Source organism: Janthinobacterium sp. ROICE36, assembly GCF_002869965.1.
Classification (GTDB): Bacteria; Pseudomonadota; Gammaproteobacteria; order Burkholderiales; family Burkholderiaceae_D; genus Janthinobacterium.
The window spans coordinates 1-25232 of sequence record NZ_PEBS01000032.1; the positions used below are offsets into that span (position 1 = coordinate 1).

General features: G+C 60.0%; 34 protein-coding genes and 1 pseudogene. 24 read left to right on the forward strand and 11 right to left on the reverse strand.

Annotation, left to right across the window (positions count from 1 at the left end; genetic code table 11):
* Positions 1–27 precede the first annotated feature (27 nt).
* On the reverse strand, positions 28–564 hold the full coding sequence (locus CSZ94_RS14330) for a KilA-N domain-containing protein (RefSeq protein ID WP_102122119.1): 537 nt from the start codon (positions 562–564) through the stop codon (positions 28–30).
* 736 nt (positions 565–1300) lie between these two features.
* Here CSZ94_RS14330 and CSZ94_RS14335 point away from each other — a divergent pair.
* From CSZ94_RS14335 to CSZ94_RS14425, 20 genes and pseudogenes are all read left to right on the forward strand, one after another.
* Entirely contained in the window at positions 1301–1675 is a 375-nt protein-coding gene (locus tag CSZ94_RS14335) for a hypothetical protein (RefSeq protein WP_102122120.1), read from the forward strand.
* Between the two features lie 440 nt (positions 1676–2115).
* On the forward strand, positions 2116–2247 hold the full coding sequence (locus CSZ94_RS28685) for a hypothetical protein (protein ID WP_258000980.1): 132 nt from the start codon (positions 2116–2118) through the stop codon (positions 2245–2247).
* Positions 2244–2489 carry a hypothetical protein gene (locus tag CSZ94_RS14340; protein WP_102122121.1) on the forward strand — a complete coding sequence of 82 codons (246 nt, stop codon included), beginning with the start codon at positions 2244–2246 and terminating at the stop codon, positions 2487–2489. The genes CSZ94_RS28685 and CSZ94_RS14340 overlap by 4 nt, the downstream gene beginning before the upstream one ends.
* A gap of 112 nt (positions 2490–2601) precedes the next feature.
* The gene (locus CSZ94_RS14345) at positions 2602–3375 is read left to right on the forward strand and encodes an ERF family protein (protein ID WP_102122122.1); all 774 of its coding nucleotides are present in this window, start codon (positions 2602–2604) and stop codon (positions 3373–3375) included.
* 28 nt (positions 3376–3403) lie between these two features.
* Positions 3404–4093, forward strand: a complete 690-nt coding sequence (locus tag CSZ94_RS14350) for a hypothetical protein (protein ID WP_146009807.1) — start codon at positions 3404–3406, stop codon at positions 4091–4093.
* Between the two features lie 16 nt (positions 4094–4109).
* Positions 4110–4619: a single-stranded DNA-binding protein gene (locus CSZ94_RS14355; protein ID WP_102122124.1), complete on the forward strand. Its 510-nt coding sequence runs from the start codon at positions 4110–4112 to the stop codon at positions 4617–4619.
* 78 nt (positions 4620–4697) lie between these two features.
* Positions 4698–5990 carry a hypothetical protein gene (locus CSZ94_RS14360; protein WP_102122125.1) on the forward strand — a complete coding sequence of 431 codons (1293 nt, stop codon included), beginning with the start codon at positions 4698–4700 and terminating at the stop codon, positions 5988–5990.
* A gap of 39 nt (positions 5991–6029) precedes the next feature.
* On the forward strand, positions 6030–6734 hold the full coding sequence (locus CSZ94_RS28305) for a KTSC domain-containing protein (RefSeq protein WP_219726009.1): 705 nt from the start codon (positions 6030–6032) through the stop codon (positions 6732–6734).
* The gene (locus CSZ94_RS14375) at positions 6731–6973 is read left to right on the forward strand and encodes a hypothetical protein (RefSeq protein ID WP_102122126.1); all 243 of its coding nucleotides are present in this window, start codon (positions 6731–6733) and stop codon (positions 6971–6973) included. Before CSZ94_RS28305 ends, CSZ94_RS14375 begins: the two co-directional genes overlap by 4 nt.
* Positions 6970–7611: a hypothetical protein gene (locus tag CSZ94_RS14380; protein WP_102122127.1), complete on the forward strand. Its 642-nt coding sequence runs from the start codon at positions 6970–6972 to the stop codon at positions 7609–7611. Before CSZ94_RS14375 ends, CSZ94_RS14380 begins: the two co-directional genes overlap by 4 nt.
* A 28-nt stretch (positions 7612–7639) precedes the next feature.
* A complete protein-coding gene (locus tag CSZ94_RS14385) occupies positions 7640–8053 on the forward strand; it encodes a recombination protein NinB (protein ID WP_099376061.1) in 414 nt (137 codons plus the stop codon).
* 9 nt (positions 8054–8062) lie between these two features.
* A pseudogene (locus CSZ94_RS14390) lies at positions 8063–8950 on the forward strand (recombination-associated protein RdgC); the annotation flags it as partial.
* A gap of 135 nt (positions 8951–9085) precedes the next feature.
* A complete protein-coding gene (locus CSZ94_RS28690; RefSeq protein WP_308410566.1) occupies positions 9086–9337 on the forward strand; it encodes a DNA translocase FtsK in 252 nt (83 codons plus the stop codon).
* Positions 9334–9759: a hypothetical protein gene (locus CSZ94_RS14395; RefSeq protein ID WP_102122129.1), complete on the forward strand. Its 426-nt coding sequence runs from the start codon at positions 9334–9336 to the stop codon at positions 9757–9759. The genes CSZ94_RS28690 and CSZ94_RS14395 overlap by 4 nt, the downstream gene beginning before the upstream one ends.
* Complete coding sequence (locus tag CSZ94_RS14400) at positions 9756–10073, forward strand: hypothetical protein (RefSeq protein ID WP_102122130.1); 318 nt, start codon at positions 9756–9758, stop codon at positions 10071–10073. Before CSZ94_RS14395 ends, CSZ94_RS14400 begins: the two co-directional genes overlap by 4 nt.
* A complete protein-coding gene (locus tag CSZ94_RS14405) occupies positions 10070–10441 on the forward strand; it encodes a hypothetical protein (protein WP_146009808.1) in 372 nt (123 codons plus the stop codon). Before CSZ94_RS14400 ends, CSZ94_RS14405 begins: the two co-directional genes overlap by 4 nt.
* Entirely contained in the window at positions 10438–10875 is a 438-nt protein-coding gene (locus CSZ94_RS14410) for a hypothetical protein (protein ID WP_102122132.1), read from the forward strand. Before CSZ94_RS14405 ends, CSZ94_RS14410 begins: the two co-directional genes overlap by 4 nt.
* 74 nt (positions 10876–10949) lie before the next feature.
* Complete coding sequence (locus tag CSZ94_RS14415) at positions 10950–11309, forward strand: hypothetical protein (RefSeq protein WP_258000981.1); 360 nt, start codon at positions 10950–10952, stop codon at positions 11307–11309.
* Between the two features lie 2 nt (positions 11310–11311).
* Complete coding sequence (locus tag CSZ94_RS28310) at positions 11312–11641, forward strand: hypothetical protein (protein WP_219726010.1); 330 nt, start codon at positions 11312–11314, stop codon at positions 11639–11641.
* A 5-nt stretch (positions 11642–11646) separates the two neighbouring features.
* Positions 11647–12756, forward strand: a complete 1110-nt coding sequence (locus tag CSZ94_RS14425; RefSeq protein WP_258000982.1) for a tyrosine-type recombinase/integrase — start codon at positions 11647–11649, stop codon at positions 12754–12756.
* A 188-nt stretch (positions 12757–12944) separates the two neighbouring features.
* On the opposite strand, the gene CSZ94_RS14430 is transcribed toward CSZ94_RS14425, so the two are convergent.
* Both CSZ94_RS14430 and CSZ94_RS14435 read right to left on the reverse strand, forming a co-directional pair.
* A complete protein-coding gene (locus tag CSZ94_RS14430) occupies positions 12945–13241 on the reverse strand; it encodes an RnfH family protein (RefSeq protein ID WP_102122135.1) in 297 nt (98 codons plus the stop codon).
* Positions 13234–13665, reverse strand: a complete 432-nt coding sequence (locus CSZ94_RS14435; RefSeq protein ID WP_102122136.1) for a type II toxin-antitoxin system RatA family toxin — start codon at positions 13663–13665, stop codon at positions 13234–13236. Before CSZ94_RS14435 ends, CSZ94_RS14430 begins: the two co-directional genes overlap by 8 nt.
* Before the next feature lie 92 nt (positions 13666–13757).
* Between CSZ94_RS14435 and smpB the strand changes: the two genes are divergently transcribed.
* A complete protein-coding gene (gene smpB, locus CSZ94_RS14440; RefSeq protein ID WP_034752217.1) occupies positions 13758–14207 on the forward strand; it encodes an SsrA-binding protein SmpB in 450 nt (149 codons plus the stop codon).
* Between the two features lie 312 nt (positions 14208–14519).
* On the opposite strand, the gene CSZ94_RS14445 is transcribed toward smpB, so the two are convergent.
* The 5 genes from CSZ94_RS14445 to ppsA form a co-directional block, all read right to left on the reverse strand.
* Positions 14520–14828 carry an H-NS histone family protein gene (locus CSZ94_RS14445; RefSeq protein ID WP_102122137.1) on the reverse strand — a complete coding sequence of 103 codons (309 nt, stop codon included), beginning with the start codon at positions 14826–14828 and terminating at the stop codon, positions 14520–14522.
* 605 nt (positions 14829–15433) lie between these two features.
* Entirely contained in the window at positions 15434–16378 is a 945-nt protein-coding gene (locus tag CSZ94_RS14450) for an SPFH domain-containing protein (RefSeq protein WP_102122138.1), read from the reverse strand.
* A gap of 15 nt (positions 16379–16393) precedes the next feature.
* The gene (locus CSZ94_RS14455) at positions 16394–16810 is read right to left on the reverse strand and encodes an NfeD family protein (protein ID WP_102122139.1); all 417 of its coding nucleotides are present in this window, start codon (positions 16808–16810) and stop codon (positions 16394–16396) included.
* Between the two features lie 177 nt (positions 16811–16987).
* On the reverse strand, positions 16988–17485 hold the full coding sequence (locus CSZ94_RS14460; RefSeq protein ID WP_102122140.1) for a Dps family protein: 498 nt from the start codon (positions 17483–17485) through the stop codon (positions 16988–16990).
* 142 nt (positions 17486–17627) lie between these two features.
* Positions 17628–20060 (reverse strand): phosphoenolpyruvate synthase, encoded by a 2433-nt coding sequence (ppsA, locus tag CSZ94_RS14465; RefSeq protein WP_102122170.1) that lies wholly within the window; start codon positions 20058–20060, stop codon positions 17628–17630.
* Positions 20061–20212: 152 nt separating this feature from the next.
* Between ppsA and ppsR the strand changes: the two genes are divergently transcribed.
* The 3 genes from ppsR (at position 20213) to CSZ94_RS14480 (ending at position 22538) form a co-directional block, all read left to right on the forward strand.
* Positions 20213–21061, forward strand: coding sequence for a posphoenolpyruvate synthetase regulatory kinase/phosphorylase PpsR (gene ppsR, locus CSZ94_RS14470; protein WP_010397654.1), 849 nt, complete (start codon positions 20213–20215; stop codon positions 21059–21061).
* 453 nt (positions 21062–21514) lie between these two features.
* Positions 21515–21925: a hypothetical protein gene (locus CSZ94_RS14475; protein ID WP_102122141.1), complete on the forward strand. Its 411-nt coding sequence runs from the start codon at positions 21515–21517 to the stop codon at positions 21923–21925.
* A gap of 61 nt (positions 21926–21986) precedes the next feature.
* The gene (locus CSZ94_RS14480) at positions 21987–22538 is read left to right on the forward strand and encodes a hypothetical protein (RefSeq protein WP_102122142.1); all 552 of its coding nucleotides are present in this window, start codon (positions 21987–21989) and stop codon (positions 22536–22538) included.
* 36 nt (positions 22539–22574) lie between these two features.
* Here CSZ94_RS14480 and CSZ94_RS14485 read toward each other — a convergent pair whose 3' ends face one another.
* The 3 genes from CSZ94_RS14485 to rnhB are packed head-to-tail and all read right to left on the reverse strand — an operon-like array spanning position 22575 to position 25203.
* On the reverse strand, positions 22575–23771 hold the full coding sequence (locus tag CSZ94_RS14485) for an aminotransferase class V-fold PLP-dependent enzyme (RefSeq protein ID WP_102122143.1): 1197 nt from the start codon (positions 23769–23771) through the stop codon (positions 22575–22577).
* Positions 23772–23782: 11 nt separating this feature from the next.
* Entirely contained in the window at positions 23783–24568 is a 786-nt protein-coding gene (locus tag CSZ94_RS14490; protein ID WP_102122144.1) for a TrmH family RNA methyltransferase, read from the reverse strand.
* Positions 24565–25203, reverse strand: a complete 639-nt coding sequence (gene rnhB, locus CSZ94_RS14495; RefSeq protein WP_102122145.1) for a ribonuclease HII — start codon at positions 25201–25203, stop codon at positions 24565–24567. Before rnhB ends, CSZ94_RS14490 begins: the two co-directional genes overlap by 4 nt.
* Positions 25204–25232 lie beyond the last annotated feature (29 nt).

The window sequence follows — 25232 nt, forward strand, 5'->3', positions numbered from 1 at the left end:
TCGTGACCAGTGATTCCGGTCTGGCCCTCAAACTGGGCACGATAGACCGGAATGGGTGGGCGCGATGGACCGGAATGGCTGGGCACAATGGACCGGAATCGGTGGGCACGATGGACCGAAATACCCAGTCAGCTCCTCTGCACTACCCTCATCTAATGGCTCGCCGCGCAGCAAGAGATCAATCTGCTCATCGCACCAAATTTCAAAATCAACGTCAAGCCAGCGCGCGAAAATCACCGCCAGCTTCGGATGAAGCCAGGTTCCAGCAAAACCGGATTTTCTGGTATTGCCACCACGGCTTGTTTTTACAAAGTGAGATTTTTGCACTTTGAGGTGTTCGCACCTGGCAAGTATGTACCGCTCAGTTTCCGGCAGGCGCAGCCAGTCTACTGGCCGCTTGCCAAACCGCTTGGCCGCAGCTGTGGCGTTAAACCAGCCATTATCCTGGAAGGTGAATGCCGCCCCGTTGTACTCGGCCTTGACGATGCTGGTGACGCCACTGATGCGCGCCGCATGGCGCCCTGCCGCCTCAGCAAGCAACTCTTCGGAAACGCGATCATTCATGTGATTGTCCAGTCGGTTTGATTGAAGGGCGGAAAATCAAGAGTAGCACGGCCACCAGCCCAGTGCGCTACTGCGCGCAGCATCGCCCGGCGATTTTTTTGCGCCAGCGGGCGAAATTATTTTCCACTCTTATTTGCTCTGTAATTGGTACTAAAAAATCATTATCTTGCTCTTGAAGTAAGCTTTTGATCTTGCTTTTCCAAGTTCTAAAGCTACTGTTTTGAAGTCTATGCCCTTGGAGACTCGGTTCCTGGGCAGCACTCTCCCAGTAGCCAAGCGATAAAGCCTGGCTCCGTGAGAACGCTGAATGCCCCTCTTCGACTTCGGACACTGCGCATAGGGAAGACTTTGACCGTTTCCAGCCCCCGACTCGACTCTCCCCACTATCACCCATCGTTGCCGCCAGTCGTCCTTCTTGCGGCCCTTCCACTACGCCCGTTTCGCGTTAATACCCTGGGTACTGCGTAGCGTTCGCCGGCTCCATCTATCTGGACTCGCGCTGCCCGGCGTGATTTGGTCCGGGCATCCGGTCGCTTTTGAGGCGGCGAAAGAATTTTAACATAAACTGTAGCATTGCTATTGCACATAAACTGTAGCACTGCTATAGTTCACTCCATCGAAAGCAAACACAGGAGTACGACATGTCCCCAGCAGAGCTCGCAGCACTAGAAGCGGTCTACATCGCCCACGGCGAAGTGATCCCGGCAATCGTCATTCCAGCGCGCAGCTGATCGCCATGAGCGCCCGCGACCACGACGCCGCCGATCTGCGCGAAGAAATGATCACCTGCCTGACAGCCGAGAAATATGAAGCCGCACGCACCGTCGTGCTGACGGGCAGCGTCGGCTCCAGCGGCATCGCCAACCTGTTGCTCGACAAGTTGGCCGAGCGCGGCGTGATGAATGTGCTGGCGCGCACCGCCCTTGCATGCGACGACGCCACGGCTGGCGCGGCGATGCGGGAATTTGTGGCCGGCACGATTTACGAGGATGCGGTGGCCGTGGCCACTAGGGAGATCGACAGCGCCGCCCGGCTGGCGCGCGACGATCCGGCGAACTGCCAGCCCAAGACGCGCGCCCAGGCGGTGGCGCTGGAGAAATTGCAGGTTTAACGGTCGGCCGCGCCGGAGGTAAGGCGGAAACAAGGGATTTGCCACCCGAAAAGCAGCACGGCACCGTGGAGGAATTCCCACCTCCCTGCGCAGGTGACCCGAAAGGGCAAGCGCAGGAACCACACAGATTTCGCCCTGCGCTTTGGCCGCAAGCCATTGCAGTTCTGCAGAGCCGGTAGGGGAAATCTGGGTGGTGGCCGCATAACTGAATCCGATTGGCTAGTACCCGATCCGTACCCAACCCAGTAACCGCTATGCGTCTAGCCTGGCTTGAAAGCGAGAAGGTGAAAGTAGCCCGCCTATCACACGCGCTTCCTGGCGTACGCAGGAATAAATACCCCGTTAGCTCAGTGGAGAGCGCCGAGGACACTAACTCGGAGGATGGCTTAGCGGCCGGGTTCGACTCCCAGCGGGGCACCAAATAACCAGAGGAGCAGGACATGAGCTACATCATCACCATCCGCACCGCCGACGGCGTGCGCAGCTATCCGGCCATTGGCGACCTGGGCGCCCTGCAGGACGCGGCTTATGACGCAGGCGCCCTGGGTGTCACGGTAATGGTGCGCACATGATCGCCCTCTTCCACCGCCTATTGGCTGTCCACCGCCACTACCAGGCGCAGCACCAGCACAGCATGAACAAGATGCGCCTGGCCGGCGTACGCCGCGAACTGGCCGGGCTGGAAGAAATGCGCAAGGAACTGATCACTGCGCAGATCGAAGCGCTGATCGACCTGGATGCATCCGCCGCGCGCGTGAAGCAGCTGGGCCGCTCCCATCGGGAGGCGCAGTGGACGTCGTCAGCCAAGCCGTGATCGACGTGGCCAGCCAGGCCCTGCGCAACTGGCATGCCGGCCACGCAATCGTCTACGCCGTCCGCCTGGCGCTGTTGAAGGCAGAAATCATAAAACTCACAAGGAAAAAGTCATGAACGCAGTTACGCAAGAAAGCCGCACCGCCATGCAGGTGGTGGAGCACGATCAGGGTGAACTTTCGACCACAGCGCCTCAGCGGCAGAGCCTGAGTACTGTTGGCCCCGCAGACCTGTTGCGCTATGCGCTGGACAGCGGCGCTGATCTCGATCGCCTGGAAAAGCTGATGGAGTTGCAAGAGCGCGACAACGCCAATAAGGCCCGCATGGCTTTCGTGGCTGCCATGGCCGAGTTCAAAAAGAATGCGCCGACTATTTTCAAGGACAAAAACGTGTCTCACTCGGGCATTTCGTATGACCACGCCACGCTTGGCGGCATCTGCGAAGTCGTTATTGAATCTCTGGCGCGGCACGGTATCAGCCACGACTGGGACACCAAACAACCCGAAAGCGGCATGATCGTTGTCAGCTGCTCCCTTACCCACGTGCTGGGCCACAGCAAGTCGACCACGATGGAGGCGCCGCCGGATAACTCCGGCAAGAAGAATGGCATCCAGCAGATCGCCAGCACCGTGACCTACCTGCAACGCTACACGCTGCTGGGCGCGTGCGGCTTGGCCACCAAGGACATGGACGATGACGGCCGCGGTGGCGCGCAGGAAGCGCCGGTTGCTGTAGTTGCTGCGCCTCGCCCAATCGGACCGAAAGGCTTGGTCGCCGCCATCGCGCAAATCAAAGCCGGCAAATTCACTGTGGCGCGCCTGGTTAAGGAAAATATCCTGACCGAAGACCAGCTCACCCAGGTCAACGACGAGGTGAAAAGTGCTTAAATTTCACCCATCCTCGCTCGGCATGATCATGACCGACGCAATATCCATCGACAAGTCGCTGCTGCCGGCAGCTCTGCTGGAGGTCGCCGCCAGGGCGCGCAAGACCGACGCCGACAAGGAATTGCTGGCGCCCTACAAGGAAATGTCGCTGTCCGCTGGTGCCAAGACCTACTTGGGGAAACTGGCAAAGCAGTTCGTCTACTCCTACAACAAGGTGGTCGAGACGAAATATATGGACAAAGGCCTGGCCTGCGAAGACGAGGCGATCGACATGATCAACCGCCTGCGCTTCGAGAGCTACACGAAGAACACCGAGCGCCGCGAAGATGAATTTCTGACCGGCGAGTGCGACATCTACGTCCCTGGCGTAAAGACCATCGATACCAAAGTGTCATGGGATCTCGACACCTTCCCGGCACTGAGCGAGGACTGCCACGACAGCCTGTACGAGTGGCAAGGCCGGGCCTACATGCGGCTGTGGGACGTTCCTGAGCACGAGGTGTGCTTCGTGATGCTGAACACGCCGGACGAGCTGATCCGCTACGAGCAGCGCGAATTGCACGAGGTCGAGCACATCGACCCGGCGCTGCGGCTCACCAGCATCACCTACCAGCGCGACGCGGCGCTGGAAGAAAAAATGGTTAACAAGTGCCGGGTAGCACAGAAATACCTACTCAACACCGTAGCGCGCATCAACCTGGAACACAAATCTAACTGAGCGAAAGAATATCAAAATGGCTAAATTATTTGGACTGGCGCGCATCGGGCGCGATGCGGAAATCCGCCACACAGCAAATCAAGATGCGGTGTGCAGCCTGTCACTGGCGTTCACGTGGGGCAAGAAAGACTCAAGCGGCAAGCGCCCTACGCAATGGGTCGATGGCTCACTGTGGGGCAAGCGCGCCGAAGCGCTGGCTCCGTACCTGCTCAAGGGCACCTTGATTGCGGTGACGCTGGATGAAGTGCACATCGAGACCTACCAAGGCGCGAACGGCGCTGCCACGAAGCTGGCGGGCAAAGTATTGGACATCGAACTGGCTGGTAGTCCGGCTGCGGCACCAGCACCTGCTCAGGCGCCAGCGCCACGCCCGGCGCCCCGGCCAGCACCCGCCCCGGCGCCGAACTTCGCCGATATGGATGACGACATTCCTTTTGCCTACAGCAACGTCGGCCACTCGGTGCACGTGGAATCGCGACAGATGGAGCGCTCGCGCCACGGCCGCAACTCCAGTACCGAGTTCTGACTCAAGCGCAATAGGCCCGGCTGGGACGGCATCAGCACCGCTCAGCCACCCACCAAAACCCGACCATAGGAAGAAAACATGAACGCAGTCACCGAAGCCGAAAGCAACGCAATCGCCACCCTGCCGCCGGCCGCACGCGCCGCGCTAGCCCTCAGTAGCACCAAAACCGAAACTGCGCTGCGCGAACTGATCAAAGCATCCGCCAGTATTGTCACCGTGACGAACAAGGCAGGCCGCGAGGAATGCCACACGGCTTACATGAAGCTGAAAAACTCGCGCGTTGCTGTCGGCCACACTGCCGCCGATGCAACCGAGGACGCCAAGAAATTTACGGCTGCCGTCAAAACCGAAGCTGCGCGCCTGGTCGAGATCATCAGCGCCGAGGAAACTCGGCTGCAGTTGCTGCGCGACGGCTTTGATGCCATCGAGGAAAAGCGCAAGGCTGACGAACTGGCGGCGGAAATGGACCGCATAGCCGCGATCGCCAGCGCGCTGCAAGGCATCCGCGAGCGCGGCACTGACGCGGCATTCATCGACAAGACGGCGGCCGCCACGCAGGCGTCAATCGACAATCTCGAAGCGATGCAGATCACCGACACCATTTACCAGGAGCGACTGGCCGAAGCGGTCGAACTGAAGGCTGCCACGCTGGCGCAGATGCTGGACATACTGGCAGTGCGCGTCGCCGCCGAAGCCGCCGAAGCCCAGCGCCTGGCCGACATTGCCGCCGCCGACAAGCTCCGCGCCGAGCAGGCCGAGGAAAACGCCAGGGTCGCCGCCAAGAACCAGCGCATCGCTGCCGAGAACGAGGCCGCCGCCCAGAAGTTAGCCGACCAGCAGGCGGCGCTGGACCTGGCCGCGCGTCAACAGCGTGAACAGGCCGAAGCCGCAGCGAAAGCTGAAGAGGTGCGCCGCGCCGAGGTCGCCCGCCTGGAACAGGTCGAGCGCAACCGCGCGGCCGCTGAGGCGCAAGCCAAGATCGACGCCGAACTCGCAAAGCTCGCCGTCGCCCGCCAGGCGCTGGCTGACGAACAGGCAGCCGCCGAACAGCGCAAAGCTGATGCACTGGCTGTCGAGCAAATGGCGGCACGCGTGGTGGCCGACCATGTCGAAGCGCTGATCATCGATCAAGAGTTTGATGATCATGCAGCTGCCGAGGCGGTGCGCGTGGTGGAAGTTGCGCCGGCGCCGGCTGCGGTGACCAGCGTGCCGACGGACTTGGCCGACGCAGCTGATGAAATCTACGACGACGTGTCGTACCTGCGCGACCTGGCCAACAACTCGAAGCTGGATGTTCTCACCATGATTTCCGCGCTGGAGTTGATCGACTTCGCTGCGGCCCGCGCTGCGCTGGCCGCAGAGCCTGCGTAATTGACCACCCAATACCCTACCCTTCCCTGGAGAACCCGCATGCATACCGCAAATTCCATACCTCTCAAGCCCGTAGCATCGTCGGCACTGGCCGCCATTGGCCATGACCCTGCGACCGAAACGCTCGCCGTGCAGATGTTCCAAGGCGCGAAGCCAGGCAACGTCTACCACTACGCGAACGTCACCTTGATCGAATACAGCGCCATGGCCAGCGCCAAGTCCCTGGGAGAGTATCTGGCGCTCCACATTAAAGCCCATAAAGAAAAGCATCCGTGCACTAACATGGGCATGCCGGCCATTGAGCTGCCACCGGTCAAGCTGAGCAAGGAACTGCTGGCAGGCCTGCTGACGGGCCGCGAATACGGCAAGGAAATGCTGAAGGAAGAGGAAATGCAGGCCAAGACGGCCGGCTTGATCGTCATCTTCAGCGCCAACGACGACCTGATGGAACTGCGCGGCGCAATCATCGCCGAATTTAACTGCTACGACGGCGGTACGGCGCACATCGATGCCAAGGGCCTGCTTCCCGACCGCGAAAACGTCGTGGACGATGACGAACTGAAAGACCTGTTCGCGCGCCAACCTGCCGCCCACTCCATCGAGGCGCTGTGGTCCGCCGAAGAAGGCTACAGCTGGACTTACCGTACCGACGTGCCGCACGCCACCTTCGAAATCGTGGAAGACGGCGAGGCGTATTGCCGCGGCATCGTGATCGACGTGGCTGACCTGGGCGGTGCAGCGTGACCGGCCGCCCGGCCCGCAAGTCCGCCGCGCAGCTGCAAGCGGCCTGCGACAAGTTCAACGCCGCGCACCAGGTCGGCGCCGCCGTCAGCGTCAAGCTGGATGGTGGTGAGGTCCGCGAGACGGTCACGACCAGCGAGGCGCAGGTCATGGGCGGCCACAGCGCAGTCATCTGGCTCGATGGCGTTCGCGGCTGCTATGACCTGGAACGCGTGACGGCTTTAAAGGCGGAAAAAGCATGAGTGCCACCGCCTGCACTGAAGCGCAATTCCTCCGGGACGTTGCAGACCACGAAATGACCGTGCTGCGTGACGATGGTGGCAACGGTCGGCATGCTCGCTTCTCGCGCCCCGGCACGGTCTGCATGCACTTCGACCTGATTACCTGGCCCGGCTACCTCTGCTACACCGGCGACATGGGCACGTATGTATTTCAGCGGCTGACCGACATGTTTGAGTTTTTCCGTACCGACCGGGACTACAAAAAACGTAACGGCGCTAAATTGGCGGTCAACCTGTCGTACTGGGGTGAAAAGCTCCAGGCGACAGATCGCGACGGCTACCGGAAGTATTCGGCTGAGAAGTTCAAGGCGAATGTCATGGACTGGATTGAACAACGGGGGCTGGCTGGAAAGCTCGGGCACGGCCTGCGCGACGAGCTTCAATCAGAAGTGCTGGACCATGCGGATGATGGCGCCGACGTAGCTTACAGAGCGGCGATGGACTTTGTCTGGAACGGGAAGCGCGTTTTTCCCGACTTTTACGAGGTAGATAGCGATGATTACTCGCACCGTTTCGTCTGGTGCTGCTACGCGTTGGCCTGGGGCATCGAGCAGTACGACGCGGCCAAGCGGCTGGCGGCAGAGGCGGTACCGGCATGATGGCGCACGGCCCAGCGGGAGCGCCGCCATGACGAAGCAAACCTACTTCCTCGTACACGACGAAGCACGGCGCCGGGCGGTTGAATTTGCCAAGACCGCACCGCCCGGCTGGATGGTCGTGTTTTCCGAGCCGAAGAAAAAGCGGGCCCAGGAAGAAAAGTATCACGCAATGATCGGCGAAATCGCCAAGCAGGTCGAGCACATCGGGCGCAAGTGGGATGCGGATGACATGAAGCGGCTGCTGGTGGACGAGTTTGCCGACGAAATGCGCCTGGCCGGCACGCCGCTGCACCACGACGGGCGCGTGACACCCAGCTTCGACGGGCGCCGGATCGTGCAGCTGGGCGTCCAGACCAGCGACTTCTACGTGAAGGAAGCCGCGCAGTTCATAGAATTCCTATACGCCTTTGGCGCCGCGCGCGGTGTCGTTTTCTCAGAATAAGGAAATGCCATGTTTTTCAAGAACCTTCAGATTTACCGCTTGCCCGCCCCTTGGGCAATGACGGCAACCACGCTCGAACAAGCGCTGGCGCCGCAGCAGTTCACGCCCGCCACCAGCATGGACCTGGTGCGCCAGGGCTGGGCCCCGCCGCGCGGCACCGGCCAGCCGCTGGTGCACGCCGTGGCCGACCAGTTCCTGCTGCAGTTGAAAACCGAGAAGAAGCTGCTGCCGTCGACCGTCATCAACCAGGTGGCCGCCGCCCGCGCGCTGGAAATGGAAGAAGCCCAGGGCTTCGCGCCCGGCAAGAAGGCGATGAAGGAACTGAAGGAGCGCGTCACCGACGAGTTGCTGCCGCGCGCGTTCGCCATTCTCAGTACCACCGCCGTGTGGATCGATCCAGTGAATGGATGGCTGGTGGTGGAGGCAGCCAGCCCGAGCAAGGCGGACGAGGTGATCAAGTTGCTGCTGAAATCCGTCGACAAGTTGCCGCTGGAAAGCCTGCGCGTGCAGCGCTCCCCAGTGGGCGCGATGACGGAATGGCTGCAGGCGGACGAATCCCCTACCGGCTTCACGGTCGACCAGGATGCGATCATGCGCGCCACGGGCGAGAGCAAGGCCCAGGTGGCCTACAAGCGCCACACCTTGGAGGTGGACGATATCCGCCGCCATATCGCCGCCGGCAAGCAGTGCACCCGCCTGGCCATGACCTGGAACGACAAGATTTCCTTCGTGCTGGACGAGAGTCTGGCCATTAAGAGCGTCAAGGCGCTGGACATACTGCGGGAATGTGCGATTGGCGAGGCGGCCGACGAGCGCTTCGACAGCGACTTCACCTTGATGACTGGCGAGCTGGCCAAGATGCTGGCCGACCTGGTTGATGCGCTGGGTGGCGAAGCGGAGGTGGATGCGCGGCCGCCGGGCCCGGCCGTTGACGCGGCGCCGGCCAAAGGCCACGAGCCAGTGCGCGAACAGCGGGTGGTGCTGTCGCTGGATGATCATATTGCTGGCCAACTCGCACAGCGTGGTCTCACGATGCACGACCTGGAGCCTAGGGCAGCCGACGCCGTCCCACCCGGCGACGGCAGCGCGAGCGATGCGCTATACGAGCAGGCCGTGGCAATCGTTCGCACCAGCCAGCGTGCGTCCATCGCCCTGGTGCAGCGCCATCTGAAAATCGGCTACAACCGCGCGGCCCGCCTGATCGAGGCGATGGGGGTCGCAGGCGTGATCAAGGGCACACAGGGCGTCTATACGGTGGCGGCCGTAACGGGAGCGGCAGCATGAGCGGCGTGCGTACCCCTGACCTGCTTTTCGTAGCAGAAACGGGCCAGGACGACGGCTGCAGCCCGGAAACCGTGATCCGTGGCATGGGCGGACAAGCTGGTGTGGCGGTCGCCATCGACTTTGGCGCGAACAACCCGGGCATGCGCGAGGCCAACGCGCAGCACCTGGTCGCCTGCTGGAATGCGCTCGATGGCCTGCCCGACGGCGCGCTCGATGGCGGCTGGAACGTGCGCAGCATGGGCGCCTACGCCAAAGGCCTGGAAGAAAAGCTGAGCGCGGCGAGCGCCCTGCTCCTGGCGATCAAGAAGCTCGACGACAGCGATGGCATCACCGATCACGACGAAGGCATGCCGTGCACGTCGGCCGAGTTCGATGAGGTGATGGTCAGCGTGCGCGAAGTCTTGAAAGGCAGCGCCACATGATCAACCGCCTCTACACCGTCAGCGCCACCCTGACGGCCGTCATCATGGCCACCAGCGAACAGGAAGCAGAAATCCGCTTTAAGTCGAACTTTGGCGAGATCAAAGACCAGCCCATCGACGCGGTGGCCGATGAGGAAATTCGGACTGAGGGCGACCTTCCGGACGAGTGGACGGTTGACTGCCTGCCGTATGGCCCACGCGACAACGCGCTGACCATCGGCGAATTCCTGGACGTGCCGCCGCCACTGGTAGTGCGGGACACCAAAACCGTCGATATGTTTGCGGCACCGGGCGAGAAAGCGACTGCAGCATGAGCGCAATGATCCTGCGCAGCGTGGCGGAAACGCTGCCGCGCTTCGCGTACCGATTTGCGAACGAGGTGGCCCTGCACGAGGGCATGGCGCAGGTGCTTACCGAAGCCGGAATCGAATTCCAGCGCGAGGTGGTGGCCGGGCCGAAGGATCGCTTCGACTTCCTCGTAGCGCCCGGCATCGTCATCGAGGCCAAGATTAAAGGTTCGCTGTCGCAGGCGCTCACGCAAATCGCCCGATACGCCGCCCGGCCCGACGTTACAGCCGTGGTGCTGGTAACAACCAGGTTCTGGGGCAATGCAGGTGCCAAGGTCGACCAACTGCACGGCAAGCCAATGCGCATTATTAAACTGACAGGAGCATCGTTTTGACTTCGACATACGGAACCATCAACTACACCGAGCGTTTCTGGCTGATCCAAGGCGAGCCATTCGTGCGGGCACGACTCAAGCGCGTTTTCCCACGCGTACCGCATCACGCCGCTAAGCACATCTGCATTTCAGTGACGCCCGAGAATACGCGCGAACTGGCCTGGTTTATCGATCGGTACCCAATGGACGTCGACCGCCGCGACATCATGGACCGGCTGGCTGATCATCACCGGGACAGCGAGACGCGGCTGGCTGACCTGATGGCTGGCCATGTGACGCCTTTCGAGATCAAGCTCGCCAAGCCGGCACGCGAGTACCAGGCCTTCGCGGCGCAGATGCTTGAACTGAGAGGCGGCTTCTTGCTGGCCGACGACCTGGGCCTGGGCAAAACGGTTTCGGCCACCGAAATAACCATATTGGAGCAACCGCAATGATAAATAACGAGCAACACAATACACCCGTCAGTGTAACGCCCACCGATTCATTTCAGAGCTGCGTGCAGCCTTGGATGATGGCGTGCTTCGGCGCCAAAATCTCCGCTGACGGCGCCGAGCGCAATCACCGCTTCCTCGAAGAGTCGCTGGAGCTGGTGCAGGCATGCGGCTGCACCGCCAGCGAGGCGCACCAGCTGGTCGACTATGTGTACGGTCGCCCGGTTGGCGAGCGCGCGCAGGAAGTCGGTGGCGTCATGGTCACGCTAGCCGCCCTGTGCCTGGCCCAAGGCTTGGACATGCAAGCCGCAGGCGAGATGGAGCTGGCCAGGATCTGGACGAAGGTCGAGGCGATCCGCGCCAAGCAGGCGGCCAAGCCGAAACACTCGCCGCTGCCGGCCGCAATTCCGCAAATGGCACCCGGGAGCACGCCTTGAACATGAGCGAGCACGACATGGTGGCCAAGCTGGTCGAGACCATCGAGCGCAATGCGCGCGCGGCGGCCGCCAAGGCAGAGGCAGAGCGACAGCCTCTGGCTTGGGTGAAGCTGGAGCGCTACGTCGAAATATCAGGCGATTCCGTCGATTCCGTGCAGGCCCGCCGCAAGGCTGGCAAGTGGCTCGACGGCAATCAATGCAAAATTGTGGATGGCCGGCTGTGGATCAACCTGCCGGCAGTAGAAGAATGGGTAGCAACATGGGAACAAGCAAGTCCAGTCCGCCAGGCGTCGAACTCCGGTCGGGCGTCCAAAGCGAATCGATCCGCATAAAATTCATGTACCGGGGAACTGAGTGCAGGGAAACGCTGAAGATTGCGCACAGCAAGGCAAACATCAAATACGCCGAGCGCCTGCGCGGCGAGATACTGAACGCAATTGCGTTGGGCAATTTCAGCTATGCCAAGTACTTCCCCGAATCGACGCAACTGAAGAAGTTCGGCTTGCAACCTCGGGGCAAGGATTTGACGGTCGGCGATTTGCTTAAACAGCAATTCGAAATCTATGAGCGCATCCTCGCGCCCAGTACCTTGAAAAGCTACAAACGCGTGCGCGACAAAATTCTGTTGGGGCAATGGGGCGACACCCTGCTCACCGACCTTACGCCGGCCGCGCTGCGCACCTGGATTGTCGATCTTTCGCTGAAGGCCACCTCGGTCCGTCAAATTCTCATCCCTCTGCGCGGCGCGCTGGAGCTCGCGATAAACGACGATCTGATCGACAGCAATCCGCTGGACCGGGTGAAATTGCAAAAAACCTTGGATCGCGACGCGTACAAGGCGGAATACGAAGTGGATCCGTTTTCCGCCCAGGAGATCGCGGCCATCCTCGGGGCGGCTCAGGGCCAGGCCAGGAACGTCTTTCAGTTTGCCTTTTACACAGGCATGCGCCCGAGTGAATACATCGCGTTACGCTGGGAATCGATCGACTGGGCCGGGTTCAAGGCGAAGGTGGAGCGCTCGCGCGTTATGGGTGAGTCGCGTGAGGAACTGAAGACGCGCGCCGGCCGCCGCCTGGTTGACCTGCGGCGCGGTGCCGTCGAGGCGCTGGTTGCACAAAAACAACATAGCTTCCTTGCTGGCGGCCTGGTGTTCCTTGATCCGGCCACCGGCCAGGGCTGGGACAACACGCAGCGCCTGAGCCTCTTCTGGGCGGCAATGATCAAGAAGGCCCAGGTCCGCTACCGCAATCCGTATCAAACAAGGCACACCTTCGCGTCGACGCTGCTGTCGACGGGCGCCAACGCAATGTACGTGGCAAAGCAAATGGGGCATACCGATACGACCATGATCACACGAACGTATGGCCGCTGGGTAGAGCAGGAAGGTGGCGTGTTGCCTGATCAGTATTGCAAAATGACAGATGGGATTAAGGCTGGGACTGCTTAGTATTTTCGCCCACGTTTCGCCCATGGAAACGGCAAAACGACTGGAACCCGCATGGATGCTTGCTTGTGGCAGAAGAAAGCAAGTTATACAGAAAAAAGTACCCTCCGTCCTTGCAGCATAGAAAAGATATTTGAAAATAGCAAAAAATCGCGCCCGCCGGGCAGCGGCCACGCCGCCGCCTTGCCTGCTCAGCCCTTCCCGGACTTGCCACTGGCGCGGCGTCGGCGCGCCTCCTTCGGGTCCGCCTGCAAGGGCCGGTACACTTCCACCCGGTCGTGCTCGTGCAAGACGGTATCGAGCGGCCTCTTCTTGCCATAGATGCCCACCATATTGATGCTCAGGTCGATGCCGGGGATGGCCTGCAGCAAGCCGCTCTGTGCCACCGCCTGCCCGATGGTACTACCTGCAGGCACGCGCAAGGAGCACTGGAACGTGCTGTCCGGCAGCGCGTGGCAAACCTGCACCTTGATGTCCGCCTCAGCCATACACCGTCTCCGCGCGCTTGCAGAAGGAATCGACCATGCTGTTGGCGATCATGCCGAAGACGGGGCCGATGATCTGTTCGAGCACGCGGCTGGAAAACTCGTAGTGCAGGTCCAGTTCGATCTTGCAGGCATCGTCACGCAGGGCCTTGAAGGTCCACACGCCATCGAGGGTCTTGAAAGGACCGTCCACCAGCTTCATCTTGATGGAACTCGGCGGCACGTTTTCGTTGGACGTGGTAAAGCTTTGGCGCACGCCGTGGTAATGTATGCCCACGCTGGCGACAACCGTGTTTTCGCCTCGCTCGCGAACCTCGACCGCACCACACCAGGGCAGGAATTTGGGATAATCCTCCACCGCCGCCACCAGCGCGAACATTTGTTCGGCGCTATAGCCGAGAAAAACTGATTTATGTACTACTGCCATTGAAGAACCATTTGCTATGATGTTGGATATAGTGATTTTATCGCGCTTGCGCGAGACAGTAGTTTAACCGACCCGCGCACATTTACCATCTCATGACCATAGCAGACAACAGAAAAGCCTTCCACGACTACTTTATCGAGGATCGCTACGAAGCGGGCATCGTGCTGGAAGGTTGGGAAGTCAAAGCCATCCGCGACGCCCGCGTACAAATCAAGGAAGCCTACGTTGTCGTCCGCGGCGACGAACTCTTCCTGTTCGGCGCGCATATCAGCGCCCTGCCGACCGCCTCCACCCATATCCACCCGGAAGCCGTGCGCACGCGCAAGCTGCTGCTGCACCGCACGGAAATGGACAAATTGATCGGCAAGGTGGAGCGCTCCGGCTATACGCTGGTGCCGCTCAATCTGCACTACAAGGGCGGCCGCGTGAAATGCGAAATCGGCCTGGCCAAGGGCAAGAAGCAGCACGACAAGCGGGCAGCGGAACGCGACCGCGACGGCGCGCGCGAAGTGCAGGCGGCAATGAAGTCACACCGCCGCTGATCCGCCATTCTGTGCAGCGTGCTGCGACCGCACCGACAAACCCGGCTATATGCCGGGTTTTATTTTGCCACTATCTGCGGCAAGCTGAAAAAAGCTCGGCGCGACAGGACTAAAACGGGGAAGGAATTAGATAAGGAATCAGATAAGGCGGGAAAAGACTGGCATCATCAAAAATACCATGGAAGGAAGCCGAGGTAAATCAGCTTGGCCGGCTTGGCCAACGAATGAATCAACAAAGTTCCGGATGCTTGCATGCTGCCTTGTACTACACCTGTACCACTCCACAGGACAAGCATCCGAATGAACGGTGTATTACACCTTCAGCAGATCGCGCGACTTGCCCGAATCGGTCCACTCTTTGACCCATTTCGGTTGACGGCCACGGCCAGTCCATTGCTGCGTCGCATCGTCCGGATTGCGATAGCGCACTGCGACCGTGCCCGTTTTAGCGCGAATCCCTGTACCAACCAGGTCTTTTACGGAAACACCGACGCTCTGGGCAATGGCCAGGATTTGCTCGCGCGCTTTGGACATATCATCCTGTTCGCGTTTCTTCATTTGCTTCTTGATGTCGTCCTGCAAGGTGCGCAGTTCGGACAGGGATAAGCTCGACAAATCCATGATATTTCCTTGTGTGAGTTGAAAAATATAACTGAACAGTTAAATTCTATCCAATTGTAACGCGACTGAGGTGATTTTTCTGAAGATTTGATTGTTTTTTACAATTCTTTTACCAAAAACCCTACTTTCCCGGCTTTCAAGCGATGCAAGTCTTCAATCAAGGGGGCGGGTATCGCACATGGACCGCCTGTGCGATACCTCTGCCTTATGCGCCTGCGATTCAATACAGCGCCATCGGCTGTATTTATTTTGCAGTACTTTTTGTTTCATTGCAATTTATAGTAATTATAAATTGCAATTCAAAATATGCATGGGCCCAATACTATCGCCGATCACGCCTCGTCAGCAAACGCCAGCCTGCATCCTGCGCGGTAGATGTTACGCTAATCAAAGAAATAAGCATCGCACGCCCACACATAATCCCCAAAGTGCGCATAGCATAGCATGAAGAAAATATTTTCAACGCAATTCATTCAGCCGCCAATACTCCGGCCCTGCCACTACGACATAATCGGGTTGACGCAAATGCAAACTGCCCGCTATACAGCGGGCAGTATTGACGAGACCTTGTCACGGGTTTGCTATTCTCCCAGCCAATCAGGTAATCAGGGCATCGCCACGCTGCCTTTCGGCTTCTGCGTTTTCACCACCTGCATCGCCGTGGCGATCAAACTACTCATATCGCCCAGATTGGCCGGCACGATAATCGAGTTATTCGTTTTCGCCAATTGCGCGAACGCGCCCACATACTGCTCGGCCACTTTCAGATTGACGGCATCCTCGCCGCCCGGCTCGCGGATAGCGGCGCCCACCTGGCGCAGCGCTTCGGCACTGGCTTGCGCCAACGCAACGATGGCCGTAGCCTGGCCTTCGGCACGGTTGATCGATGCCTGCTTCTCGCCTTCCGAGCGGGCAATGTTCGCTTCACGCTCACCGCTGGCAATATTGATCTGCTCCTGCTTGCGCCCTTCCGATGCAGCAATCAGGGCGCGCTTCTCGCGCTCGGCCGTAATCTGCGCCTGCATCGCATGCAAAATTTCCTTCGGCGGCGTCAAATCCTTGATTTCATAACGCAATACCTTGACCCCCCAATTCGCCGCCGATTCATCGATGGCATTCACGATGGCCGTATTAATATGGTCGCGTTCCTCAAATGTCTTGTCGAGTTCCATTTTACCGATCACCGAACGCAAGGTCGTCTGCGCAAGTTGCGTAATGGCGGCAATATAATTCGACGAGCCATACGAAGCACGCATGGCGTCAGTAATCTGGAAATACAGAATGCCATCGACCTGCAATTGCGTATTGTCACGCGTAATGCATACCTGCGGCGGCACGTCGAGCGGAATTTCCTTGAGCACGTGCTTGTAAGCGATGCGATCAACAAAAGGCACGACAATATTCAGGCCAGGACCCAATACTGCATGGAACTTGCCCAGGCGCTCCACCACCCAGGCATGCTGCTGCGGCACGACATTGACCGTCTTGAAGACAAATACCAGTGCCAGCAATAACAAGATCAACGACACGCTTCCGATGCTTACTTCCATAATTTATTCTCCAGGTTATCCAACAATCAAACGGCTGCCACGCACGGCACGTATGGTGTAATGACCGGCCTGCGCATCGCTGCCGGGAATCAACTCCACATCCCACAAGGCGCCGCGATACATCACGCGCGCTGCGCCATCGACCCAATGCGCGACCGCCACGCTTTGACCGATATCGAGGTTCACATTCGGATCCTGCGCCACATCGCGCCGCGCCGCCCTGCCAAAACGGCTGCGCCGCAATAACAGCGTGGCCGCCACGCCGACAATGGCGGCCGTCACGGCCTGCCAGCTGCCATTGCCGCCCGTCAGCGCCACCAGTCCTCCGGCACTGATACCGATGGCGATCATCAGCAGATAAAACGTGCCGGTAAACAGTTCCAGGATCAATACCGCGCCAGCTGCCACGAACCAGCCTACCCATTCAGCCATGATGCCTCCGTCCTTGTGAACCCAAAAATAAAAAACCCCGCAGCCTACATAAGCGACGGGGTTTAATGCGCAGTACAGCCTGATATTCTTCTTGCCAAACACCTATATACAAGCAGTCTAACGCAATTCCTGATGGCGTCAATAGCCGGAGGCGAATTAGCGCCGCCGGCCCGGCATTTATTCTTCCAGCAGGCTGCGCAGCATCCACGCCGTCTTTTCATGCAAATCGAGGCGCTGCGTGATCAGGTCGGCCGTCGGCTGATCATTGGCTTTTTCCAGCAGCGGGAACAATCGACGCGCCGTGCGCGCAGTCGCTTCCTGTGCCGACACCAGGTGACTGACCATGTCGAGCGCAGGCGGCACGCCGTCGATTTCCTTGATCGAGGCCAGCTTGACGAATTCCTTGTAGGTGCCCGGCGCCGGATAGCCGAGGGCGCGGATGCGCTCGGCGATCAGGTCCAGCGCGCCCCACTGCTCGGTATATTGCGCCATGAACATCAGATGCAGGGTGTTGAACATCGGCCCCTTGACGTTCCAATGAAAATTATGGGTCATCAGGTACAAGGTGTAGCTGTCGGCCAGCAGGCCGGACAGGCCTTCCGCGATCTTCGCGCGGTCCGCCTCGGAGATGCCGATGTCGATCTTTGCAACTTTGCTCGGTTTCTTGCTTGCCATGAGAACTCCCGTTTCAATGTATTGGTAGAATCATTTTAGCTGATCTGGCGCAAGCCCATCGAATACTGCCGTGCGCCGCATGGCAGGCGTAAAAAAAACCCGCTGCCAGGTGAGCGGCAGCGGGTTTTCAAAGGGTAGATGCTTACGCTTTCAGCGCAGCGAGCTTCTGCCAGGTATCGATCACCGAGTCGGGATTCAGGGACATCGATTCGATGCCCTGCTCCATCAGCCAGACGGCGAAGTCCGGATGGTCGGAAGGACCCTGGCCGCAAATGCCGATGTACTTGCCGCGCGCCAGGCAAGCCTTGATGGCCAGCGACAGCAGTGCTTTCACGGCAGGATCGCGCTCGTCGAAGTCAGCCGCCAGCAATTCCATGCCGGAATCGCGGTCCAGGCCCAGGGTCAGCTGCGTCAGGTCGTTCGAACCGATAGAGAAGCCATCGAAATGGTCGAGGAACTGGTCGGCCAGGATGGCGTTCGACGGCACTTCGCACATCATGATGACGCGCAAGTCGTTTTCACCGCGCCTCAAGCCATTTTTCGCCAGCAGGTCGATGACTTTTTCGGCCTGGCCCAGGGTGCGCACGAATGGCACCATGATTTCCACGTTCGTCAGACCCATGTCGTTGCGCACGCGTTTCATCGCTTCGCATTCCATGTTGAATGCTTCGGAGAAGTCGGCCGACAGGTAGCGCGCCGCACCGCGGAAGCCCAGCATCGGGTTTTCCTCGTCCGGCTCGTAACGCGAACCGCCGATCAGCTTCTTGTACTCGTTCGACTTGAAGTCGGACAGGCGCACGATGACTTTTTTCGGCCAGAATGCGGCAGCAATGGTGGCGATGCCCTCAGCCAGCTTGTCGATATAAAACGCTTTTGGCGAAGCGTGACCGCGCGCCACCGATTCCACGGCCTTTTTCAGGTCGGCATCGATGTTCGGATATTCGAGGATCGCGCGCGGGTGCACACCAATATTGTTATTGATGATGAATTCCAGGCGCGCCAGGCCCACGCCTGCATTCGGCACGGACTGGAAGTCGAACGCCAGTTGCGGATTGCCCACGTTGAGCATGATCTTGGTGTCGAGCTTCGGCAATTCGCCGCGCGCCACTTCCGACACTTCCGTTTCCAGCAGGCCATCGTAGATCTTGCCTTCGTCGCCTTCGGAGCACACCACGGTGACAAAGGTGCCATCTTTCAGCACGTCAGTGGCGTTGCCGCAGCCGACGACGGCAGGCACGCCCAGTTCACGCGCAATAATTGCCGCGTGGCAGGTACGGCCGCCGCGATTGGTGACGATGGCCGCAGCGCGCTTCATGACCGGTTCCCAGTTCGGGTCCGTCATGTCGGCAACGAGCACGTCGCCTGGCTGCACGCGCTCCATGTCGGCCGGGTCGTGTATCACGCGCACAGGGCCGGCGCCGATCTTCTGCCCAATGGCGCGACCGGACGTCAGCACGGTGCCCGTGCTTTTCAGCTTGAAGCGTTCTTGCACGTCGGTCGCCTTTTGCTGCGACTTGACGGTTTCAGGACGCGCTTGCAAGATGTACAGCTTGCCGTCGCGGCCATCCTTGCCCCACTCGATGTCCATAGCACGGCCGTAGTGGTTCTCGATGATGACGGCGTACTTTGCCAGTTCCACCACTTCGCTGTCGTTCAGCGAGTAGCGGTTGCGCATTTCGACGGGCACGTCGACGGTTTTCACGGAACGGCCGGCTTTCGCTTCGTTCGTGAACTCCATTTTCAGCAGCTTCGAGCCGATATTGCGGCGAATCACAGGCGACTTGCCTTTTTCCAGCATCGGCTTGTGCACATAGAATTCGTCAGGGTTGACGGCGCCCTGCACCACGGTCTCGCCCAGGCCATAGCTGGAGGTAACGAAGACCACGTCCTTGAAGCCCGACTCGGTATCGATGGTAAACATCACGCCGGCCGCGCCCAGGTCGGAACGCACCATGCGCTGCACGCCGGCCGACAAGGCCACTTCAGCGTGCGTAAAACCCTTGTGCACGCGGTACGAGATGGCGCGGTCGTTGTACAGCGACGCGAACACCTGTTTCATGGCGTCGAGCACGTTGTCGATGCCGACCACGTTCAGGAAGGTTTCTTGCTGACCAGCAAAAGACGCGTCCGGCAAGTCTTCCGCCGTGGCCGAGGAACGCACGGCAAACGACATTTCGGTATCGGAATCGGCCACCAGCTTGGCATAGAACTGGTCGATTTCAGCGGCCAGGCGTGGCTGGAATGGGGTTTCCACGATCCATCGCCGGATCTCGGCGCCGGCTTGCGCCAGCGAGCGCACGTCATCGATGTTCAGCCCTTCGAGGCGCTGGGCGATGCGTTCGGCCAGCGGCAAGCCGCCGTTGGCGCTATACGACAGGAAATCGCGGAATGCCTGCGCCGTGGTGGCAAAGCCACCGGGCACGCGCACGCCGGCTTCCGCCAGCTGGCTGATCATTTCGCCCAGGGAGGCGTTCTTGCCGCCGACGGATTCAACATCCGTCATGCGCAAATGCTCGAACGAGGCAACATACACCGCGTCCTTGTCTTCCTGCTGTTGCGATACTGCGTTGGTCATAATGACACCCTTACTGATGATAGAAATCTTTACGCGCGGCGCACAGACAGTCTTCTTGTTATTCTTGGCGTCGTGCAGCACAATCATACCGTTGCAGCCATTTTACCTTGTGCGGCGCAAATTGACGACGCACAATCTTGATCCGAAAACCCATGACACAAGATCCACGCCCCCCTCTGCCCTCCGCGGCCCGCACCGTCTTCTTCGTTTCCGACGGCACCGGCATCACCGCCGAGACCTTCGGCCACTCGGTGCTGACGCAGTTCGATCTGCGTTTCCGCCAGATCCGCCTGCCCTTCATCGATACCATGGACAAGGCCTACGAGGCGGCGCGCAAGATCAACGAAGCCTTCGCCGCCGATGGCCAGCGCCCGATCATTTTCTCCACCTTGGTGAAGAACGACCTGTCGGCCGTGATCCGCAAGTCCAGCGGCATGCACATGGACCTGATCCAGACCTTTGTCGCGCCGCTGGAGCAGGAACTGGGCGTGATGTCGACCCACACCATCGGGCGCTCGCACAACATCGTCGACAGCGAGGAGTACAAGAACCGCATCGAGGCGATCAACTATTCGCTGGCGCACGACGACGGCCAGTCGCACAAGAACCTGTCCTCGGCCGATGTCATTCTGGTAGGTGTCTCGCGCTCTGGCAAGACCCCGACCAGCCTGTATCTGGCCATGCAATACGGTATCAAGGCGGCCAATTATCCGCTGATTCCCGACGATTTCGAGCGCGACAAGCTACCTTCCGCCCTACTGGAATTTAAGAATAAAATTTTCGGATTAAGCATTACGCCCGAACGTTTGTCGGAAATACGCAACGAAAGACGCGCAGGAAGCAAGTATGCGGCCATAGAGAATTGCCGTTACGAGGTCAACGAGGCGGAAAAAATGATGAAACGCGAAGGTATCCGCTGGCTGTCCTCGACCACCAAGTCGATCGAGGAAATCTCGACGACGATCCTGCAGGAAATCAAGCCGAACCGCCGCGAGTATTGACACAGGAAGGTCCGCCGCGTAGCGCAGGCATCATGTCGAAAGCAAGGTGTCTGCAATAAAACGTAAGGTGGCACAAGCTATCGCCTGTTGCAGTGGCACTGCCGCTGGCCGAGGTCTTGCCAGTGGCTTGCTCTTAAAATATCTTTCGCACTTTCCACGACCCTACTCTCTGCTGCAGTCATCCCCGACTGGCCAGCGATCAAAAACTCCCTTCGATGTCCCTGACCAAACTGCGGTGATCCGGCGTGGCCGGTCGCAGGCCAGGTCGCAGCGGACTGAAAACTCCATCTTTACACTTTCTTATTTATCAAAAATGCATTATTATTTTATTTCCTAAAAGCAAATAAGAGTTCTCCACCGCGCGGACTTATTTTTGCTCGATCGCGTTACCACCTAGGCCATCATAGTATGTTTACACGTAATGCCCTTTCCGTTTTTGCTTCAAGCTGCACTATGCTGGCGGCCCTGTCACTGACCGGCTGCGCTGTCAATAAAGCCACCAGCTCGCTCAGTCCGGGAACCGATCTGAATAGCATCAAAAGCGTCTACGTGGTGAAGTTGCCGCAAGACGGGCGCCATATCGACAAGATCATCAAGGCTCATCTGGAAAAGCGCGGCTATGTCGTGACCAACGGTCCTGTATTGGCGGGACCGTACAACGCCGATGTCGCCGTCACGTACGCCGACAAGTGGGTGTGGGATATCACCATGTACATGGTGGAACTGAGCGTCAACTTGCGCGACCCGAAAACCGGCTTCCCGCTTGCCACTGGCAATTCCTTCCATACCTCGATGTCGCGCAAGTCGCCCGACGAAATGGTCGATGAAGTGCTGAACAATATTTTTTCCGCCACGCCGCAGTAAATCCTGCGGTTTGCTGCCTGTGGCAAACCGTGCCGTGTTCACTCATCCACGACCCTATATCATGAAAAAAATTCTGCCATTCCCTGCAGCGCGCCTGCTCGCCATCCCTGTCGTTGCCACTCTGCTGGCGCTGGGCGGTTGCGCATCACCCGTCACCTATCAGGCAATGGTGCCGGTGACGCTGAAAGTAAGCCAGCAACATCCACAATCGGTGTCAGTGGCGGCGCTCGGCGGCAGCGGCACCGTCAGCATGGGTAAATCGCAGATCGACAACGCGGAACTGGCGAAAGCGGTCACCGAAGCGATCAACCAGACCAAGACCTTTTCGCGCGTGGTGCCCGGCAAGGGCGGCGACTACCTGCTGACCGTCAACATCGTCAACGTCGTCCAGCCCAATTTCGGCTTTTCCTTTACTGTGGGCCTGGAAATGGGCTGGACACTGATACGCGCCAGCGACGGCAGCAAGGTATGGCAGGAAGCCATCAAGTCGGAACACACGGCCGGCGCCACCGACGCCTTCGCAGGAACCACACGCCTGCGCCTGGCGACGGAAGGTGCGGCACGTAACAATGTCGAACAGGGCCTGCGCAAAATCGCTGAGCTGAAACTGTAAGTCACCGCGCAGCCGGCTTTCCTGGCGGACCTGCCGCTATGCCTCGCTGCCCAGCACCTCCAGCGCCGCCACCAGCCGGTCCAGTTCAGCGGTGGTGGTGGTGACGGCCACCGTGGCGCGCACGACGTCCATGTCGCCGATATTGCGCTGCACGGTAAAGACGCCAAAGCGCTGCAGCAAGGCCTGTTGCAGCGCGCGTGCGTCCATGTCATCGACGGCAAATGCCACCAGCGCCGTGCCGCGAAGCGCATCGAGCGGCGACAGCAGGCGTACGCCAGGCAGTTGCGCTGCGCGGCTGACCCAGTAATCCCTCAGCCAGGCCAGGCGTGCCGTCTTGGCTGGCGTGCCGCCCAGGCGTTCATGAAAATCGAGCGCGGCGGGCGCGGCCAGGATGGCGCCGATCGGCGGCATGCCCATGTGCAGACGACAGCGGATATCGTCCAATGGATAATCGTCGTCGCCGAAATGCGGCTCGATCTTGTGCAGTTGCGCGGCGCGGATATACACAAAGCCCAGCCCCGGCGGAGCACCCAGCCATTTATGTAAATTAAAACCGGCAAAATCGACATCCATCGTCCGCACATCGAGCGCCACCTGCCCCAGCGCATGCGCACTATCGAGCACGACATCGATGCCGTGTTCGCGCGCCAGCGCAATCAAGGCGCGCAGCGGCAACTGCTGACCATTCGCCGGCGTCACCTGCGACAGCAGCAGCAATTTCGGCCTGACGGCCTGGCGCATGGCTTGCGCGTATCGGGCGATGATTTCGTCATCGCTGATGGGCAAGCGCAGTGTGACTAGCGTGCTGGTGACGCCACGGCGCTGCGCCAGCCAGCGCATGGCCGTGCGCGTGGCCGGATAATCGAGATTACTCCACAACACGGTATCGCCGGGCGCCAGGCCATGGTATTGCGTGATCAGCACCTGCATGGACTCGGTGCCGCTGCGCGTCAGCAGGATTTCGTGCGGCTCGGCGTGGATCAGGGCGGCCAGGCGCCGGCGCAGAATATCCACATGCGTGCGCGTAAACTCGCCGCGCACGAAGGGACTCAGCTGTTCATTCGTGTAGCGCACGGCCTGCTCGAAGGAGGCTTGCACGGGCGCCGCCATGGCGCCGAAATAGCCATGTTCGAGATTGACGATGGCGTCCGGCGGCGCGGGATACAACGCGGCGACCTGGCGCCACCATGCCTCGTCACGTGCGGCACCGTCAGCAAGCACAGGGAAAGACATGGCGACCCTGTTCAGGCCTGCCCCTGGCGCAGCTGTTCAAAGAAGCACACGGCAGCGCAGGCGGCCACGTTCAGCGATTCGATCTGGCCCAGGTGGGGAATGACCACCTGGTGCGTCGCCATCGACAGCAGGTCGTCGGCCACGCCCTGCCCTTCATGGCCGAACAGCCAGGCGACGGGCTGGCGCAGGTCGACGTCGTACAATCGCTGGGTGGCGTAGCCGCTGGTAGCGAGCGTCGCCACCTTCGCGTCGGCGACCAGTGCCGCCAGGTCGACGTTTTCAAAAATGTCGAGCACGAAGTGCGCGCCCATCGCCGCGCGCAGCACCTTCGGCGACCAGCAGAAAGCGGTGCCGGCGCTGCAGTACACCTGCGTGATGCCGGCGGCGGCCGCGCTGCGCAGGATGGAACCCACGTTGCCCGGGTCTTGCAAGTTATCGAGCAACACGGCCGACACGCTCAGGGGGGTTGTTACGGCCCGTTCCGGCGTCTCGATGAGGAACATCACGCCCACGCCATGCTCGACCTGGCTCACCGCGTTGTACAGCGCATCGGGCAAGCCCAGTACGTGCGCGCGCTGGCTTTCCAGCTGGCCGACGATGTCGGCCACTTCGCCGTTCTGCAAGGCGCTTTCGCTGACGATGCACTGCTCCGGCATGCCACGCAGCTGCAGGTACGACACGCACAGGTGCACGCCGTCGAGCAAGGTGCGACCCGACTTGCGGCGCGCCTGCGAACTGCCCGCCAGTTTCAGCAGCTCCTTGTATTGCGCGTTGTCGCGCGAGGTAATCGTCTTCATGCCACTACCTCTTGTCCGCCAAACAGGGCGATCACGTTGCGCACGGGCGCGAACGAGCGGCGGTGCACGGGCGAGGCGCCGTGCAGATGCAAGCGCTCCAGGTGCAGCTTGGTGCCATAGCCCTTGTGCTGGTCGAAGCAGTACTCGGGATAGGCCGCATGCAGGTGCACCAGGGCCGCGTCGCGCGCCGTCTTGGCCAGAATCGAGGCGGCGGAAATGGAATCGACCTTGTCGTCGCCACCGATGATGGCCATGCCGCGTATCGGCATCACAGGGCAGCGGTTGCCGTCGATCAGGGCCAGGGTCGGCACGGTACTCAACGCCTCGACGGCGCGGCGCATGGCCAGCATCGACGCCTGCAAAATGTTCAGGCGGTCGATCTCTTCTTCCGACGCTTCGGCGATGGCCCAGGCCAGGGCCGTGGCCTTGATCTGCGGCGCCAGCAGGTCGCGCTTGGCCTCGGTGAGTTTTTTCGAGTCGCGCAAGCCGTCAATCGGCTGCTGCGGGTCGAGGATCACAGCCGCGGCGAACACGGGGCCGGCCAGCGGACCGCGCCCTGCCTCGTCGACGCCACAGATGATTTCATCGAGCGAGAATGGCAAGTCGTCAAACAGGCCGGGATAGATATTTTTCACGTTGAATCTTTGGTTGGTAATGCAGTTGA

Excerpts from the sequence above, each read along its gene's own strand:
- CSZ94_RS14330 (WP_102122119.1), bottom strand. The coding sequence starts at position 564 with ATGAATGATCGCGTTTCCGAAGAGTTGCTTGCTGAGGCGGCAGGGCGC.
- CSZ94_RS14335 (WP_102122120.1), top strand. The coding sequence starts at position 1,301 with ATGAGCGCCCGCGACCACGACGCCGCCGATCTGCGCGAAGAAATGATC.
- CSZ94_RS28685 (WP_258000980.1), top strand. The coding sequence starts at position 2,116 with ATGAGCTACATCATCACCATCCGCACCGCCGACGGCGTGCGCAGCTAT.
- CSZ94_RS14340 (WP_102122121.1), top strand. The coding sequence starts at position 2,244 with ATGATCGCCCTCTTCCACCGCCTATTGGCTGTCCACCGCCACTACCAG.
- CSZ94_RS14345 (WP_102122122.1), top strand. The coding sequence starts at position 2,602 with ATGAACGCAGTTACGCAAGAAAGCCGCACCGCCATGCAGGTGGTGGAG.
- CSZ94_RS14350 (WP_146009807.1), top strand. The coding sequence starts at position 3,404 with ATGACCGACGCAATATCCATCGACAAGTCGCTGCTGCCGGCAGCTCTG.
- CSZ94_RS14355 (WP_102122124.1), top strand. The coding sequence starts at position 4,110 with ATGGCTAAATTATTTGGACTGGCGCGCATCGGGCGCGATGCGGAAATC.
- CSZ94_RS14360 (WP_102122125.1), top strand. The coding sequence starts at position 4,698 with ATGAACGCAGTCACCGAAGCCGAAAGCAACGCAATCGCCACCCTGCCG.
- CSZ94_RS28305 (WP_219726009.1), top strand. The coding sequence starts at position 6,030 with ATGCATACCGCAAATTCCATACCTCTCAAGCCCGTAGCATCGTCGGCA.
- CSZ94_RS14380 (WP_102122127.1), top strand. The coding sequence starts at position 6,970 with ATGAGTGCCACCGCCTGCACTGAAGCGCAATTCCTCCGGGACGTTGCA.
- CSZ94_RS14385 (WP_099376061.1), top strand. The coding sequence starts at position 7,640 with ATGACGAAGCAAACCTACTTCCTCGTACACGACGAAGCACGGCGCCGG.
- CSZ94_RS28690 (WP_308410566.1), top strand. The coding sequence starts at position 9,086 with ATGCACGACCTGGAGCCTAGGGCAGCCGACGCCGTCCCACCCGGCGAC.
- CSZ94_RS14395 (WP_102122129.1), top strand. The coding sequence starts at position 9,334 with ATGAGCGGCGTGCGTACCCCTGACCTGCTTTTCGTAGCAGAAACGGGC.
- CSZ94_RS14400 (WP_102122130.1), top strand. The coding sequence starts at position 9,756 with ATGATCAACCGCCTCTACACCGTCAGCGCCACCCTGACGGCCGTCATC.
- CSZ94_RS14405 (WP_146009808.1), top strand. The coding sequence starts at position 10,070 with ATGAGCGCAATGATCCTGCGCAGCGTGGCGGAAACGCTGCCGCGCTTC.
- CSZ94_RS14415 (WP_258000981.1), top strand. The coding sequence starts at position 10,950 with ATGATGGCGTGCTTCGGCGCCAAAATCTCCGCTGACGGCGCCGAGCGC.
- CSZ94_RS28310 (WP_219726010.1), top strand. The coding sequence starts at position 11,312 with ATGAGCGAGCACGACATGGTGGCCAAGCTGGTCGAGACCATCGAGCGC.
- CSZ94_RS14425 (WP_258000982.1), top strand. The coding sequence starts at position 11,647 with ATGTACCGGGGAACTGAGTGCAGGGAAACGCTGAAGATTGCGCACAGC.
- CSZ94_RS14430 (WP_102122135.1), bottom strand. The coding sequence starts at position 13,241 with ATGGCTGAGGCGGACATCAAGGTGCAGGTTTGCCACGCGCTGCCGGAC.
- CSZ94_RS14435 (WP_102122136.1), bottom strand. The coding sequence starts at position 13,665 with ATGGCAGTAGTACATAAATCAGTTTTTCTCGGCTATAGCGCCGAACAA.
- smpB (WP_034752217.1), top strand. The coding sequence starts at position 13,758 with ATGACCATAGCAGACAACAGAAAAGCCTTCCACGACTACTTTATCGAG.
- CSZ94_RS14445 (WP_102122137.1), bottom strand. The coding sequence starts at position 14,828 with ATGGATTTGTCGAGCTTATCCCTGTCCGAACTGCGCACCTTGCAGGAC.
- CSZ94_RS14450 (WP_102122138.1), bottom strand. The coding sequence starts at position 16,378 with ATGGAAGTAAGCATCGGAAGCGTGTCGTTGATCTTGTTATTGCTGGCA.
- CSZ94_RS14455 (WP_102122139.1), bottom strand. The coding sequence starts at position 16,810 with ATGGCTGAATGGGTAGGCTGGTTCGTGGCAGCTGGCGCGGTATTGATC.
- CSZ94_RS14460 (WP_102122140.1), bottom strand. The coding sequence starts at position 17,485 with ATGGCAAGCAAGAAACCGAGCAAAGTTGCAAAGATCGACATCGGCATC.
- ppsA (WP_102122170.1), bottom strand. The coding sequence starts at position 20,060 with ATGACCAACGCAGTATCGCAACAGCAGGAAGACAAGGACGCGGTGTAT.
- ppsR (WP_010397654.1), top strand. The coding sequence starts at position 20,213 with ATGACACAAGATCCACGCCCCCCTCTGCCCTCCGCGGCCCGCACCGTC.
- CSZ94_RS14475 (WP_102122141.1), top strand. The coding sequence starts at position 21,515 with ATGCTGGCGGCCCTGTCACTGACCGGCTGCGCTGTCAATAAAGCCACC.
- CSZ94_RS14480 (WP_102122142.1), top strand. The coding sequence starts at position 21,987 with ATGAAAAAAATTCTGCCATTCCCTGCAGCGCGCCTGCTCGCCATCCCT.
- CSZ94_RS14485 (WP_102122143.1), bottom strand. The coding sequence starts at position 23,771 with ATGTCTTTCCCTGTGCTTGCTGACGGTGCCGCACGTGACGAGGCATGG.
- CSZ94_RS14490 (WP_102122144.1), bottom strand. The coding sequence starts at position 24,568 with ATGAAGACGATTACCTCGCGCGACAACGCGCAATACAAGGAGCTGCTG.